Below are 14,391 nucleotides of genomic sequence, written 5' to 3'. Positions count from 1 at the left end.
CTTCTCTTTCTAGTTTTGCTCAGCCAAAGCGACGGCTTCACCGATATCGACCGACACAATGCGAGAAACCCCGGGCTCTTGCATCGTGACGCCAACCAGCTGCTCAGCCATCTCCATGGAGACCTTATTATGACTGATGTAAACGAACTGTACTGTGCTCGACATCTCTTTGACAAGAGAACAGAAGCGACCGACGTTCACTTCATCGAGCGGTGCATCCACCTCATCCAGCAGACAAAATGGTGCTGGGTTGAGTCTGAAGATGGCAAAAACCAGCGCAAGTGCGGTTAACGCCTTCTCCCCCCCGGAAAGCAGGGCAATGGTAGCATTCTTCTTACCCGGAGGTCTTGCCATGATGCTCACTCCGGCCTCCAAAAGATCATCCGAGGTCAGCTCAAGCCAGGCACTGCCGCCCCCAAACACTTTTGGAAAGAGGGATTTTAAATCTTCGTTGACCTTATCGAAAGTGTCTCGGAAGCGTATTTGTGTTTCTTTATCAATTCTTTTAATGGCTTGGCTCAAGGTTTCCAGCGCCTGTTCCAGATCCTGGCACTGGTTTTCCAGGTAGCTTGAACGGGTTTTCGCCTCTTCATACTCCTCCAGCGCCGCCAGGTTGATGGCGCCAAGCGCCTCCACCTGAGCCTCCAGCGTCTGGATCTCCTGGCGCAATTTGCCGCGATCGGCGGCGATCAGCACCGCCTGATCGAGATCCACCAGCCGCACACCCAGCTCTTCGAACTGCTCGTGCAGCCCCTGCCGGCGGGTCAGGTTGCGCTCGCGCTCCAATCTGAGCTGGGCCAGCTTCTCCTGCAGGGTCACCAGCTGCTTGTGATCGGCGCTGCGGGCCTGCTCCAGCTCGGTCAGCTGGCGCTCCAACTCTGCCAGCCGTTGATGGCAGGCAAGTTGCAGCGCCTCAAGGTTGCGCTGCTCGGCCAGCAGGGGCGACAGATCCTGACCCGGCACAGCTCCCGGCGCCTTGAGTTCGGCCAATTCCAGTCCGAGGCGGGCCAGCTCCTGCTCACGCAGCGTGATGAGCTGGCGCTGATTCTGCAGTTCCAGCTGCAAACGCTGGCAGCCGGCCTGCTGCTGCTCCCGGCGCAGGCGAGCCTCTTCCACCGCCCGCTCGACACTGGTGACTCGCTCCTGGGCAAGTTGCAGCGCCTGAGCCAGCGGATCACCCTGCTCCTGCAGTTCGCCGAGCCGCGCTTCATCAAGCTCGAGCTGCTGCAGGGCCGCGGCAAGTCGCTGCGCCTCCTCGGCCTGCTCCTGGTCGAGCCTGATCAGCTCTTCGCCAAGCTGGCCGAGCCGCTGTAGCCGCTCCTGGCGCTGGCCCTGTTGCAGGCTCCAGGCTTCGCGCAGTTGTTGCCATTTTTGCTCCTGCTCGCGCAGGGTGCGCTGGGCCAGCTCATGGGCACTGTGCAGCCGGGCACGCTCGGCATCGGCCGCGCCCAGTTGCTCATCCAACCGGCCAAGCGCCTGCCGGCCGGCCGTCAGCTCTCTGTGTAACCGCTCACGTTCACCAAGCAGCGCCAGGGTGCCGAGCGCCCCACCCTGACCGAGGTCGGCCCAGTTGGGACCAAACCAGTCTCCCGCCGGGGTCAGTACCGACTCACCGGCCAGGAGGCCTGACTGGCGGGCCAATGCCGCCTCCCGGCTCTCCGCCAGCCAGATGGCGTTGAGAAAGGCGGGGATGTGATCCCCCTCGAGCCGGGCTGCCAGGGTATCGGCAACCGCGGGCAGGGCCGGGCCAATCCAGAGTCCGCTCTGCTCAAGGTTGCACTCGTCCCCTGGCTGGGCGGTGAGCCAGCGTCCCAGCACCTTGTCCAGCGCCTGGGCCCACTCGGGCGCCACCTGCAGACTGTCCGCCAGGGTGGCGCCCACCATCTGCTCCCCCAGAATTTGGTCAAGCGTGGTGAGGCGGGCCTCAAGTTCCCGCAGCAGACTGCTCTGCTGGCCCTGCTCTGACTTGCACTCTTCATGGCGAGCCACGCTGGCCTGCCACTGTTCATCGAGCTCGGCGAGCCGGGCGCGGGAGACCGCCAGCTCGGCCGTCAGGGCATCGAGTCCGGGTTGCAAACTCTCCCCTTCCCCACCGAGGGGGCCGGCCTGTTCATCCTCCAGCTTGAGGCGGGCCAGCCGGGTCTTGGCCTGCAGCTCCTGCAGACCGTTCACCTGTGCCCGGGTCTGGTTGAGCCGCCCCTGCAACTGGCCGAGCTGCTGCTGCCACTGCTGATGTCGCTGGCGGGCCTGCTCCAGCTGCTCGCCGGCAGCCAGGCGCGCCCCCTGCTGGTCGGTGAGCAACTGCTCACACTGTTCGAGGCGCGCCGACTCAACCTCCTCTCTGAGGATGCCGTCGGTCAGCTGCTCCTGCTGGCTGGCCAGCTGGGCCTTGGTCGCCTCGATACGCTCGCCGAGCCCCTGACGCCGGGCCTGCCAGTCGCGGCCAAGCTCGGTCTGGTGCAGTTGCTGTTGTTCGAGGCGGGCGATGGCCTGACCACCGAGAAAAATCTGCTGCTGGCGGCTCGCCTGCTCGGCCTGGGCCTCCTGGCGGGCCACCGACAGGGTGACGTGGCGCCCCTCGTCGGCGGTGCGCTTGGCATCCAGCGCCGCCAATGCCTGCTCGGCCTGGGCCAGCTCGGCCTTGGCCTCGCCGAGGCGGGTCTCCAGCGCCCACAGCTCGGAGCCGATGAGCTCGGCCTTGGCGGCGCGACTGCGGCCCTTGAGTTGCTTGTAACGCTCGGCGGTTTCGGCCTGGGCTTTCAAATGCTCGAGGCGCGATCCCAGCTCGCCGCGAATGTCGCCGAGCCGCTCCAGGTTCTCCTGGGTATGGCGGATGCGCTGCTCGGTTTCGCGGCGCCGCTCCTTGTAGCGGGAGACACCGGCGGCCTCTTCCATAAAGAGCTTGAGATCGGCGGGGCGTGACTCCACCAGCCGGCTGACGGTGCCCTGCTCTATGATGGCGTAGCTGCGCGGGCCCAGCCCTGTGCCGAGGAAGAGGTCGGTGACATCCTTGCGGCGGCACTTCTGGCCGTTGATCTGGTAATGGTTGGAGCCGTCGCGCAGCACCTCGCGGCGCACCGAAATTTCGGTAAAGCGGCCAAATTCACCGGGGACCCGGTTGTGGGGGTTGTCGAACACCAGCTCCACCGAGGCGCGGCCGTGGGGGCTGCGGTTGATGGAGCCGTTGAAGATGACGTCCGTCATGTTCTCGCCCCGCAGATGGCGGGCCGAGCTCTCCCCCAGCACCCAGCGCACGGCGTCGATGACGTTGGACTTGCCGCAGCCATTGGGCCCCACCACGGCTGTCATGTCGGCCGAGAACTCGATGCGGGTCGGCTCGACAAACGACTTGAAACCGGCGAGTTTGATCAATTTCAGACGCATGGGGGCCTATGTGGGTAACGAAATAAAGAGGAGGCGGGCAGGCGACTTTACCAAATCCAAACCTTGTTTGTAATATGCTGGCAGTTTCCCATGAACAGATGGAGCTCAGATGAGCCAATCACCCCCTATGGTCAAAGACTCAATCAGCGGTGCGGACTACTTCCTGCGCGGCTTTTCGCTCATCCGCCAGCCCGGCATCCGCACCTTCGTGCTGATCCCCCTGCTGGTCAACTTCGTGCTGTTTGCGGGGGCCTTCTACGCCCTCTTGCTGCAACTGGACGGCCTGTTCGGCTGGCTGCACCAGCAGATCCCCAGCTGGCTCGACTGGCTGGACTACCTGCTCTGGCCCATCGCCCTGGTGACCATACTGGTGGTCTTCTCCTTCCTGTTCAGCTCGGTGGCGAACTGGATAGCGGCCCCCTTCAACGGCCTGCTGGCGGAGAAGGTGGAACAGACCCTCACCGGCGAGGTGGTCAGCGACACCGGCATGTTGGACATAGTCAAAGATGTGCCCCGCACCTTCGGCCGCGAATGGACCAAGTTGAAATATTACCTGCCCAAGGCCATCGGCTGCCTGATCCTGTTCCTCATCCCTGTGGTCGGGCAGACACTCGCCCCCGTGCTCTGGTTCCTGTTCAGCGCCTGGATGATGGCCATCCAGTACATCGACTATCCGTTCGACAACCACAAGATCAGCTTCATCACCATGCGCGATGCCCTCAAGCAGCGCCGCGGCAAGTGCCTGAGCTTTGGCGCCCTGGTCACCCTCTTCTCCGCCATCCCGGTGGTGAATCTGTTCGTGATGCCGGTGGCCATCTGCGGCGCCACCGCCATGTGGGTGGATCACTACCGCGCCGAACAGCTCAAACGCTGATCCCTTACCGCGCGGCAAACGGGCACCCTGGCGGTGCCCGTTTTCTTTTTTGCATTATAAAAAATAATGCATAGCCTTCATTGCTTGTCGCCTATAGCCTGAGTTGATAGGATGCGGGCCTTTCTCGCACCCTGGGATATCTCATGTTACATGCACTCTTCTTGTTGGGCCTGGTGGCCGAAGGGATGACTGGCGCGCTGGCAGCGGGTCGGCGACGGATGGATCTGTTTGGCGTGGTGATCATTGCCTCGGCGACGGCCATAGGCGGCGGTACCATACGGGACGTGCTGCTTGGCCACTATCCGCTGCTCTGGATCGAGCATCCGGAATATGTGTTGCTGGTGGCCGGCGCGGCCATGGCGGCTGTCATCTCGGCGCCGCTGATGCGCTACCTCGGCAAGCTGTTCATGGCGCTCGATGCGCTGGGACTGGTGGTCTTCTCCATCTTCGGGGCGGCCCGTGCGCTTGAGATGGGTCATGGGGCCGGCATCGCCTGCATCATGGCGGTGGTGACGGGTGCCTTTGGTGGCGTGCTGCGGGACCTGCTCTGCCAGCGCATTCCGCTGGTGTTTCGCCGCGAGCTTTACGCCGCCATCTCGCTGGTGACGGCCGCCCTCTACTGCCTGGCGCTGGATCAGGGCCTGCCCAACGACTGGGCCGCCTTCGGTGCCATCGGCATCGGCTTCGTGCTGCGCCTCTTGGCAGTGCGTTTCAAGTGGGGGCTGCCCACCTTCCATTACCAGTACGCGACGCACTGAGCGCGCCAGGTTCTGGCGAGGCGGTACGGATCGCCGACAACAAAAAAGCGCCTGACAGGCGCTTTTTTGCATTGATAACCGGGAGCTTGCCTCAGTTGATCCCTTCCGAGCTGAAGAAGGTCGCCTTGTCGGCGATGAAACGGATCTTGATGTTCTTGCCCTCGTTGCCCCAGATGCAGCTGGTGGTGCCGAGCGTATCGTCGCAGCGCTCCGCCTTGCCGAGTATGCTGCTTGCTTGCGTATAGCTGATCCCCATCTGCAACTTGTCGTAGTTCTCGCGATTGAGCTTGCTGCAACCGGTCAACAACAGGGCGATCAGGCCCCCGAGCAAAATATGTTTCATCTGGTTCTCCTCTGGATGGTGTCCAGAGCCTACCAGCTCGACCACCCTGTTTGCCAGCCGTCATCCGCGCGCCCATACCCCAAGTTGAGGCCGCCCACGACTACCAGCTGCGCACAGGCCCGGTATCGAGGTGCACGAAGTTGTCGCTCGGATAGTAGCCGACCCCGCCCACCTTGAGATTGAGCGCCGCCTTGCGCAGGTGTGCCAGCTGCACGCCCGGGATCCGCACATCCACCGCCTGTCCCAGGGTGTGGTAGCTGTGCTTGGCCACACCGCGGCTCCTGCTGCGCTTCTGGCGGTTGGTCACGGGGGAACGATAACCCGAGATGAGCTGGATCTCGCCGTGACGGCCCAGCTTGTGCTGCAACAGATAGAGCTGATCGAACAGCTTCCTGTCTATGCTGAACACTTCGTTGCGACGGTAGTCGCGGAAAATATGGTTGAGCTCGGCCAGCCCGTCTTTCAGGTAACGACCATCCTCCCAATAGCTGGCGCTCACTCGCTCGCCGGTATTGAGATTGAAGAAACTGAGTTCACGTCCCGCCGTACTGCGACTCGCCATGGCCGGGGATGACAGCATGGCTCCCCCCAGCAGGCAGCCGGCCCCCAGCAGCAGGCGACGTCGGCTTATCTCTTGTTCAAGCATCCGTTGTCCGTCCATCGCAGATTGAAGTGAAACAGGTGAATGAATTTGATACAGGGGCTCGAAACTACCTGCCGGGCCCCCTCATGTCAAACCACCGGGGCTCAATAGAAAAGCCCGGCACGGGCCGGGCTTTTCACTCTGTGGCGAGGATCACAGCAAGCGACTCTGGAAGCTGACTCGATCAAATCCATAGATGTCGTTGCGCAGTTGCTGGCGACCCTCTTCGTCGATCCAGCTGCTCCAATAGACGGTAAACACAGGGATCGGGGTGGTCAGCGGCAGCCACTTGGTCTGGGTCTCTTTCAATATGCTGGCCACCTTGTCCGGCTGGTAGCGGGAGTCCGCCAGCAGCAGCTCGGCCAGATCGTCCGCATGCTCCACCCGGATGCAACCCGAGCTGAAGGCGCGCGCCCCCTGCTCGAACAGCGCCTTGCGCGGCGTGGAGTGCAGGTAGATGGCCTCGTTGTTGGGCAGGTAGAACTTGTAGCGGCCCAGCGCATTGTGATCCCCCGGCTTCTGCCGCAGGCGATAGGGGAAGCCTGTCGCCAGCGCCTGCTGCCACGCCTCCTCGGTAAACTGCACCGGATTGCCTTCGCCGTCGATCACCTCAAACTGCTCGCGGTTGAGGTAGGCCGGATCCCGGCTCAGCTTGGGCAGAATGTCCTTGCTCAGGATGGAGCGCGGCACATGCCAGGCCGGGTTGAGCACGATGGAGCGGATCTCGCTGGCCAGAATGGGGGTCGCCCGCTGCTCCTTGCCGACGATGACCCGGCTGGTGAATACCTCGTTGCCGGACTCCACCACGCTCAGTCGATAGTCGGGAATGTTGACCAGCACGTAGCGGGCACCGGAGAGCTGATCCACCAGATCGCGACGCCACAGGTTGCGCAGCAGCAGGCTGGCGCGCACCTCGGGCCCGGTATTGAGCCAGCTGCGGGTCTGCCGACCTATGATGCCGTCGGCGGTCAGGCCGTGGCGACGCTGGAACTGCTTGATGGCCTGCTGGGTGTCGGCGTCGTAGGTGGCGTCGTCATGGCGAGGAGCCACATCGCCCAGTTCGTTGAGTATGGTGCGGATCTGCCCCAGTTCGGCCGAGGTCTCACCCGCCCGCAGGGTCGGCATGGTGAGGGTCGGCCAGCGTTTGGCCATGGGCATGGCCAGCAGCTTGCGCACTTCCTCGCGCACCCCGTCGTACTCGGCAACCTGGGGTCTGAGCTGCTTGACCTGCTCCAGCAGGTTGTCGCCAGCAGGCTCGTGGGCCAGCGGCTTGTTCAGGTTGAGTTTGAGGGTCTGCATCTGCTCGCGGGAGACCAGATCCATGGCACGCCAGGCTTGCTGGAAGCGGGCCAGCTTGCCAAACACCTCGTCATAAATGGCGCCGCGCTGATCGGCGGGCTTGGCCTGCAGCTTCTTCCAGAGGCTGAAGAAATCCGGGTGCAGCTGGGCCAGCACGGCCTCCTGCAACTGCTGCTCCAACTCGTGGCGAGCCTGCTCCGCCGTGCTGTTCTGGTACCAGTCGTGCTGCACCGCAGCATTGGTCACCACCACCTGACCCTCGCTGGCCTGCGCCATGGCCGCAGGCCAACAGCCCAGCCAGATCAGGTTTGCCAATGCCAGCCAATACTTCTTCCCCATGCTTACCTCAAGATCGGTTCACTTCAGCCTGTCAGACCCGGCGGTCAAGGCGCTCATGATGCGTGAATGCCAACGACTTTACTAGCTGGCGGGCGCGTAGCGCCGCCAGATAATGTCATACTCATTTGTTGCTTTAAATTCAGCCAACTCCCGATTGAACGCCTTGACAAACGCGGGTGACAGCCGCTTCTTGCTGAACATGAAGAAGGTCGGTGCCTCATAGACGGGCATGGTGTGAGGCACGATCAGATCGGCCAGCCCCTCTTCTTTCAGACCCCAGGGGGTCGCCAGAATATCCCCGAGGAAACCATCGATCCTGCCGAGCACCAGCTTGCCATAGTTTTGCCGATCGTTGACCACGCTGACCTGGGCCGCATAACGGCGCACCAGTTCGGCGGTTTCGGCACCATAGTAGTAGTCCTTGGTGACCCCCAGGGTGTGGCCATTGGCCAGCCAGGTCGCCAGATCAGATTCGGAATAGGAGGATGACTTGCGGATCCAGAGCACGCTGCGCCCCGGGTTGTAGGCATCGGAGAACCAGGCGTAGCGGCCACGCTCGTCGTTGAAATAGGCCTCCATGGCGATATCGAGCGAGCCTTGTTCCAGGCCGTGCAACACCCGCTTCCAGGGCAGCTCGACATAGGTCGCCCGGCAGTCCAGACGCTTGAGCATGGCGTTGAGCGCCTCGACCGCAAAACCCTGCAGCACCTTGGGCGCGGTCGCCGTCGCACTGGCGTAATAGTGATAGGGGGGCCAGTTGTCGTAACCGACCCGCAATGGAGAGGGACACAGGCTGTTTGCCGACACCAGCGGGGTCAGCAACCAGAGCATCCAGCAACAGAGTTTCAGCTTCATGGGTCATCCTTGACTTGGCGATAGGTCATCATAAATCGGCCTTGGTAAAATGGCGACAGATCCTGCCACAGCGATCGCGACTGCCAGCACAGTGTCTGAACGGGCCCATCGCGGCAGCAGGGACTCAGCCCGGAAATGAGCCCAGCCCCCGCGCGGCATGAGGCCGGATCAGGCGATAAAAAGGGCAAAGCAGGAACATTTGGAGCACTGACTGGAAAGGGGTTAATATGTGACCAAATATATTTTTGTGATCCACTATGCTTTTTTTGCAATTGGATTAGCATATGCGCGAAATCAGCCTACCAATCGTGAGGCGTAGAGAGTGATATGACGTACAAAAAGTTCGGTTTTCTGACGGCCATCATGGCCCTGAGTGGTTTCTACCTTTACACCCTCTATCTGGCTGCTCACCCCAACGTGAGCCTGGCCTACAAGCTCTATTATCTGGAAGGCAAGACCCGCTTCTGGGAGCACAACTCCAGCATGACCTACCAGCCCGGCAACGAGCTCAATCTGACCAAGCCGAGCCGCTTCCTCTCCAGCGAAGGCTGGGCCAAGAAGCCGAGCGCGGACGGCACCGAACTCAGTGGCCAGGGTGGCCTCTACTTCGTGCTGCCAAGGCAACAGGCACAACCCGAACAGCTGACCGTACAGGCCCGGGTCAACAGCCCGCAAGCCGGCGCACTGCTCAAGGTGGCACTGGGTCATGACTTTACCACCACCATCAAGCTGGCCAAGGCCGGTATCAACGAGATCCGGCTCAATCTGCCGGGCGAATCGCTGACATCGGATCCCAAGCGTCCCAACTTCCTGGCGCTGTCCGCACCGACACCTCTCAATGTCCAGTCGGTACGTCTGACAGTCGCCCAGTAAGACGTATTATCCAATACGCTGTTTTATAAAATAATTTTCCAAATAAGGAAGTTTTCATGTCGCATGCCGATTTTCGACTCTCTCTGATCGTTCCCGTCTACAACGAGGAAGAGAGCATAGATGCCTTCATCAACGCGATAGATAACGAACTGGCGCCCCTCAAGGATCGGCTGGAGATAGTGTTCGTCAACGACGGCAGCCGTGACCGCACCCGTGAGGTGATAGAGCAGGCCATTACCCGCGATCCCCGGGTGACCCTGGTCAACCTGGCGCGCAACTTCGGCAAGGAAGCGGCCATGACCGCCGGCCTGCATCATGCCAAGGGCGATGCCATAGTGCCGATGGACGTGGATCTGCAGGATCCCCCTGCCCTGATCCTCGAATTCGTCAAGCTCTGGCAGACAGGTGACTATGACACCGTCTACGGCATCCGGGTGGATCGCAGCGCCGATACACCGATGAAGCGCCTCACCGCCGGTGGCTTCTACCGTTTCTTCAACGCCCTCTCCACCAGCACCAAGCTGCCGGAGAACGCCGGTGACTTCCGCCTGATCGACCGCCGGGTGGTCGAGGCGATCAAGCAACTGCCGGAACGCAACCGCTTCATGAAGGGGCTGTTTGCCTGGGCCGGCTTCCGTGCCGTCGGCGTGCCTTACGAGCGCCCCGCCCGTCACGCCGGTGAAACCAAGTTCAACTACTGGAAGCTGTGGAACTTCGCCCTCGACGGTCTGCTCAGCTTCTCCAGCTGGCCGCTGCGGGTGTGGAGCTACGTCGGTGTCGGCGTCTCCTTCGTCGCCTTCCTCTACATCCTCAAGATAGTTACCCAGGTGGTCTTCTTCGGCGTAGACGTGCCGGGTTACGCCTCCCTGATGTCGGTGGTGCTCTTCCTCGGCGGCATCCAGCTGCTGTCGCTTGGCATCATAGGCGAGTACATAGGCCGCATGTTCGTGGAAGTGAAGCAGCGCCCCGTCTACCTCATCGAAGGGGTGTACGGCCAGTATGCCAAGCAGGATGAAGCACAACCGCAGGACGGCGCGGCCACCGGCAGCAAGAAGAGCGCAGGCAAGAAGGCGGCCACAGTGAAGGCCGCTGACGACCAGCAGGAGCAAGCGCCTCAATGATCTCCCGCGAGGAATTCTGGCGCCTGTTTCGGTTCGGTCTGGTCGGCGGGGGGGCAACCCTCGTCGACCTTGGCACCTCTATCGCGCTGTTCCACACCTGGCCTGCCATCTCTGAGCACTGGGTTACCACCATCGCCTTCATGATTGCCTTCTGGTTCTCATTCTTTGGCCATCGTTACATCACCTTCCAGAAACAGGGTGCCATCGGCAAATTTTTGCTGGTCGCACTCTTCTCGCTGGCGGTGAGAAACCTGATATTGAGCGGTCTGCTGTTTGCGGGTCTTTCCGGTCTGCTGCCTGTGGTGATCGCCACCCTGACAGTCACCGTGCTCACCTACCTCCTCTCCAGGATCTGGGTATTTGCCTGATGAATGACATGACAACTATGACCCCTGACAACGTGGGCCCCTACCGCCCGTCACTGCGCATCAGCAGCCGCGACTGGCTGATGATCATAGCCGCCTTCGTACTGAGCCGAGTAGCGCTCTATGGCATGGGCTATTTTGGCGTTCAGCTCTACGGCGCCACCGACATAGGTCCGCTGCAGGCCTACTGCCAGTTCGACTGCGTCTGGTTCCAGCGCATCATAGAGAACGGCTACGATCTCTACCCCCGCTGGCTCAGCAAGGGCAACGCGGCCAACTGGGCCTTCATGCCGCTCTACCCCATGCTGTCGGGCGCGCTCTCCAACCTGCTCAAGGTCGAGAGTCTTATCGGCCTGATGCTGGTGGCCAACATCGCCTTCTTCGCCAGCCTGCCGTTGATGCTGCTGGTGCTGCGTCAGCTCAAGCTGGGTGACGAGACAGCCCGCTTCGGCGTCTGGCTGCTCGCCTTCTCCCCCTTCTCCGCCTATTTCGTCTCCGGTTATACCGAGTCGATGTTCATGGCGCTGATGCTGGGGATGTTCCTGTTCGCTTATCGGGAACAGTGGCTGATGGTGGCCCTGCTCGGCGTCTTCATCTCGGGCACCCGCAACCTGGGGGTCATGATGGTGTTCCCCGTGCTGATCCTGGCCCTGCAGGCCTACGGCTGGCGCGAGTTCTTCCGCTTCACCGAGCGGGCCTTCAAGGTGGTGTTCACCCTCTGGATGATCCCGCTCGGCCTGTTTGCCTATATGGTCTACCTCTATCACCTCACCGGCGATGCGCTGGCCTTCAAGCACATCCAGGTGGCCTGGGGCCGTTACATGGACAGTCCGCTGGACTGGTGGCTGAGCGGCTTCGAGCTGGGTGGTCGCAAGTCCTACCTCTCCATCATGGTGATGTTCGGCTGGGCCCTGAACCTCTATCTGTTCAGCCAGAAGCGCTGGGCCGAGGCGACCCTGATGTTCATCTGCTGCACCATACCGCTGATGACAGGCCTCAACGCCATGCCGCGCTACATGTTCGGCCTCTATCCGACCATGCTGGCCATTGTCCTGCTGACCCATCGCTGGCCTGCCATTCGCCCGGCCGTGCTCTGCGTCAGCGGCATGGTGGCCTCCTTCATCGCGGTGGCCTTCGTCAACTTCAAGTTCTTCACCGTTTGATGTAATCACTTGCCCCAAAAAGCCGGTCGACTGACCGGCTTTTTTTATGGCTGGCGTTCCGGTGTCACACTTTCCCATTTCTGAAAACGTAACCATTTGAACTGAGGTCACAAATCGGCGCTTTGCCTGTCCATGCCCGCCACCATGCCCCCTAGAATGAGCCCCATTGACGGAATCTGGTCCGCTTACCCTGCTCAAGGAATGGCTTATGCGTCGCGCTCCCCGCTTCTCTCCCCTCTGGCTCGCCCTGCTGGCCAGCCCCCTGTTGACCGGCCAGGTGCTGGCCGCCCCCGAGGTGCATCTCTATGTGGATGGCAAAGCGGTCGCCACGCCGCTTCGACTGGACAAGGGCCCGGTGGAGCTGACCCATACCCTCGCCAAGGGCAGCCACCAGATCCGCATCAGCGACCCAGGCAGCAGCTGTGGCACCAGCTTCGGCCCGAGCGAGAGCAAGCTGCTCCCCTTCGGCACGGCGCAACCCATGGACAAATGCACCAAGGACCAAAGTTTTACCCTGCGGGTGATGCTGGCGGGGGACTATCAGTTCACCTTCAACCCGGCTACCCCCAGCCTCAAGGTCTTGCGAGCCACCAAAAAGAGTGAGTTCAAGCGCCAGCCCCCCGAGGAGCCCTGTATCCAGTGGGATGGCGGCCCCGTCACCGTCTCGCTCAAGGGGGTCTGGCCCGACGGCACCCGGCTGCGGGATGCTTATTCCAGACAGGAGGCTCTGGTCAAGGGGGGCAAGCTGACCCTGACCCCGACCAAAGAGAGCGGTGGCCTGCTGCTGCTCGAGCCGGTCAAGGCGGCCAAGCCGGCCCCCTTCAGCTGGGATCAGGCCAGCGTCTATTTCCTGCTGACCGACCGCTTCAACAACGGCGACCCGGCCAACGACCACAGTTTCGGCCGCCAGAAAGATGGCCAGGACGAGGTGGCCACCTGGCACGGCGGCGACTTCAAGGGCTTGACCGAGAAGCTCGACTACATCAAGAGCCTCGGCATGAACGCCATCTGGATCACCCCCATGGTGGAGCAGGTGCACGGTTTCATCGGCGGCGGCGAGCAGGGCAACTTCCCCTTCTACGCCTACCACGGCTACTGGGCGCTGGACTTCACCAAAATCGATCCCAACTATGGCGACGAGGAGAGCCTGAAAACCCTGGTGGACGAGGCCCACAAGCGCGGCATGCGGATCATCCTGGACGTGGTGATGAACCACGCCGGCTACGCCACCCTGGCCGACCTGCAGGATCTGGGGCTCGAGAGCCTGACCCAGAACACGGGTAAATTGCCGACCCGCTGGAACGAGTGGCGCCCGAGCGGCGGCCTCAACTGGCATGGCTACAACCAGTTTATCGACTACCAATCGAGCGATTGGAGCAAATGGTGGGGCCCGGACTGGGTGCGGGCCGGCCTGCCCGGTTACCCGCAACCGGGCACTGACGACGTGACCGGCACTGTGGCGGGGTTGCCCGATTTTCTGACCGAATCAACCAAATCTGTGGGGCTGCCGCCGCTGCTCGCCGGGAAGCAGGACACCAGGGCCAAGCCACTGCCCAATGCCAGCGTGAGCGACTACCTCATCGCCTGGCACACCGACTGGGTGCGCCGCTTCGGCATAGACGGTTTTCGGGCCGACACAGTCAAGCACCTGGAGCCCGCCGTCTGGGCCAGGCTCAAGCAGGCGGGCACGGCGGCGCTCAAGGAGTGGAAGCAGGCCAACCCGACCAAGGCGCTCGATGACCTGCCCTTCTACATGGTCGGCGAGGTGTGGGATCACGGGGTCGCCAAGGATTTCTGGTACCAGAATGGCTTCGATTCGCTGATCAACTTCGACTATCAGCGTGAGTTCGCCCTGCCCCAGGCCCAGTGCATGGCGGGCAGCGATCCCACCTATGCCAGCTACGCCAGCCGCATCAACCAGGATCCCGAGTTCAACGTGCTGAGCTACATCAGCTCTCACGACACCAAGCTGTTCTTCGGCGACTATCAGGACGTACCGCTGCAGCGCAGAGTCGCCAACAGCTTCATGCTGCTGCCGGGCGGCATCCAGCTCTACTACGGGGACGAGTCGGGCCGGGGTCTGGCCAAGGATGGCGGCGTGTTCGATCAGAGCGTGCGATCTGACATGAACTGGCAGGAGCTGGCCAGTGGTGACAAGGCCGAGCTGGTCAAGCACTGGCAGCGACTCGGCCAGTTCCGCGCCGCTCACCCGGCGGTGGCGGCTGGCAGCCACAAGAAGCTGTCCGATGCGCCCTACAGCTTTGTGCGGGAGAAGGGGAACGACAAGGTGGTGGTGGTGTTTGCCGGTCGGCAGAAATAACGTCTGGGCCAGATTAACCACAAGAGAGAGGGGAGCCAGTGGCTCCCCTCTTCA

General features: G+C 61.9%; 12 protein-coding genes. 7 read left to right on the top strand and 5 right to left on the bottom strand.

Annotation, left to right across the window (positions count from 1 at the left end; all coding sequences use genetic code 11):
• Positions 1–9 precede the first annotated feature (9 nt).
• Positions 10–3,384, bottom strand: coding sequence for an AAA family ATPase (locus AACQ95_RS17910; protein WP_241279231.1), 3,375 nt, complete (start codon positions 3,382–3,384; stop codon positions 10–12).
• A gap of 109 nt (positions 3,385–3,493) precedes the next feature.
• Here AACQ95_RS17910 and cysZ point away from each other — a divergent pair, with 109 nt between their 5' ends.
• Both cysZ and AACQ95_RS17900 read left to right on the top strand, forming a co-directional pair.
• Positions 3,494–4,258: a sulfate transporter CysZ gene (gene cysZ / locus AACQ95_RS17905; RefSeq protein ID WP_043134533.1), complete on the top strand. Its 765-nt coding sequence runs from the start codon at positions 3,494–3,496 to the stop codon at positions 4,256–4,258.
• Positions 4,259–4,401: 143 nt separating this feature from the next.
• Complete coding sequence (locus tag AACQ95_RS17900; protein ID WP_042038201.1) at positions 4,402–5,016, top strand: trimeric intracellular cation channel family protein; 615 nt, start codon at positions 4,402–4,404, stop codon at positions 5,014–5,016.
• Between the two features lie 91 nt (positions 5,017–5,107).
• On the opposite strand, the gene AACQ95_RS17895 is transcribed toward AACQ95_RS17900, so the two are convergent.
• The 4 genes from AACQ95_RS17895 to AACQ95_RS17880 form a co-directional block, all read right to left on the bottom strand.
• Positions 5,108–5,359 (bottom strand): hypothetical protein, encoded by a 252-nt coding sequence (locus AACQ95_RS17895; protein ID WP_043134531.1) that lies wholly within the window; start codon positions 5,357–5,359, stop codon positions 5,108–5,110.
• Positions 5,360–5,459: 100 nt separating this feature from the next.
• Positions 5,460–6,005 (bottom strand): DUF882 domain-containing protein, encoded by a 546-nt coding sequence (locus AACQ95_RS17890; protein ID WP_043554807.1) that lies wholly within the window; start codon positions 6,003–6,005, stop codon positions 5,460–5,462.
• Positions 6,006–6,155: 150 nt separating this feature from the next.
• Positions 6,156–7,640 carry a L,D-transpeptidase family protein gene (locus tag AACQ95_RS17885; protein WP_043134529.1) on the bottom strand — a complete coding sequence of 495 codons (1,485 nt, stop codon included), beginning with the start codon at positions 7,638–7,640 and terminating at the stop codon, positions 6,156–6,158.
• Between the two features lie 81 nt (positions 7,641–7,721).
• Positions 7,722–8,495: a substrate-binding periplasmic protein gene (locus AACQ95_RS17880; RefSeq protein WP_043554804.1), complete on the bottom strand. Its 774-nt coding sequence runs from the start codon at positions 8,493–8,495 to the stop codon at positions 7,722–7,724.
• 327 nt (positions 8,496–8,822) lie between these two features.
• On the opposite strand from AACQ95_RS17880, the gene AACQ95_RS17875 reads away from it, so the two are divergent.
• From AACQ95_RS17875 to AACQ95_RS17855, 5 genes are all read left to right on the top strand, one after another.
• The gene (locus AACQ95_RS17875; protein ID WP_241279230.1) at positions 8,823–9,368 is read left to right on the top strand and encodes a hypothetical protein; all 546 of its coding nucleotides are present in this window, start codon (positions 8,823–8,825) and stop codon (positions 9,366–9,368) included.
• Between the two features lie 56 nt (positions 9,369–9,424).
• Entirely contained in the window at positions 9,425–10,489 is a 1,065-nt protein-coding gene (locus AACQ95_RS17870) for a glycosyltransferase family 2 protein (RefSeq protein WP_241279229.1), read from the top strand.
• The gene (locus AACQ95_RS17865) at positions 10,486–10,857 is read left to right on the top strand and encodes a GtrA family protein (protein WP_042867228.1); all 372 of its coding nucleotides are present in this window, start codon (positions 10,486–10,488) and stop codon (positions 10,855–10,857) included. Before AACQ95_RS17870 ends, AACQ95_RS17865 begins: the two co-directional genes overlap by 4 nt.
• Positions 10,857–12,017: a membrane protein gene (locus AACQ95_RS17860; RefSeq protein ID WP_043134523.1), complete on the top strand. Its 1,161-nt coding sequence runs from the start codon at positions 10,857–10,859 to the stop codon at positions 12,015–12,017. Before AACQ95_RS17865 ends, AACQ95_RS17860 begins: the two co-directional genes overlap by 1 nt.
• Positions 12,018–12,225: 208 nt before the next feature.
• Complete coding sequence (locus tag AACQ95_RS17855; RefSeq protein WP_241279228.1) at positions 12,226–14,337, top strand: alpha-amylase; 2,112 nt, start codon at positions 12,226–12,228, stop codon at positions 14,335–14,337.
• Positions 14,338–14,391: the final 54 nt, after the last annotated feature.

Source organism: Aeromonas sp. MR19 (genome assembly GCF_963899305.1).
Lineage (GTDB): Bacteria > Pseudomonadota > Gammaproteobacteria > Enterobacterales > Aeromonadaceae > Aeromonas > Aeromonas bestiarum.
Note: the sequence above shows the minus strand (reverse complement) of the source record. Positions and strands in the feature narration are given on the sequence as shown.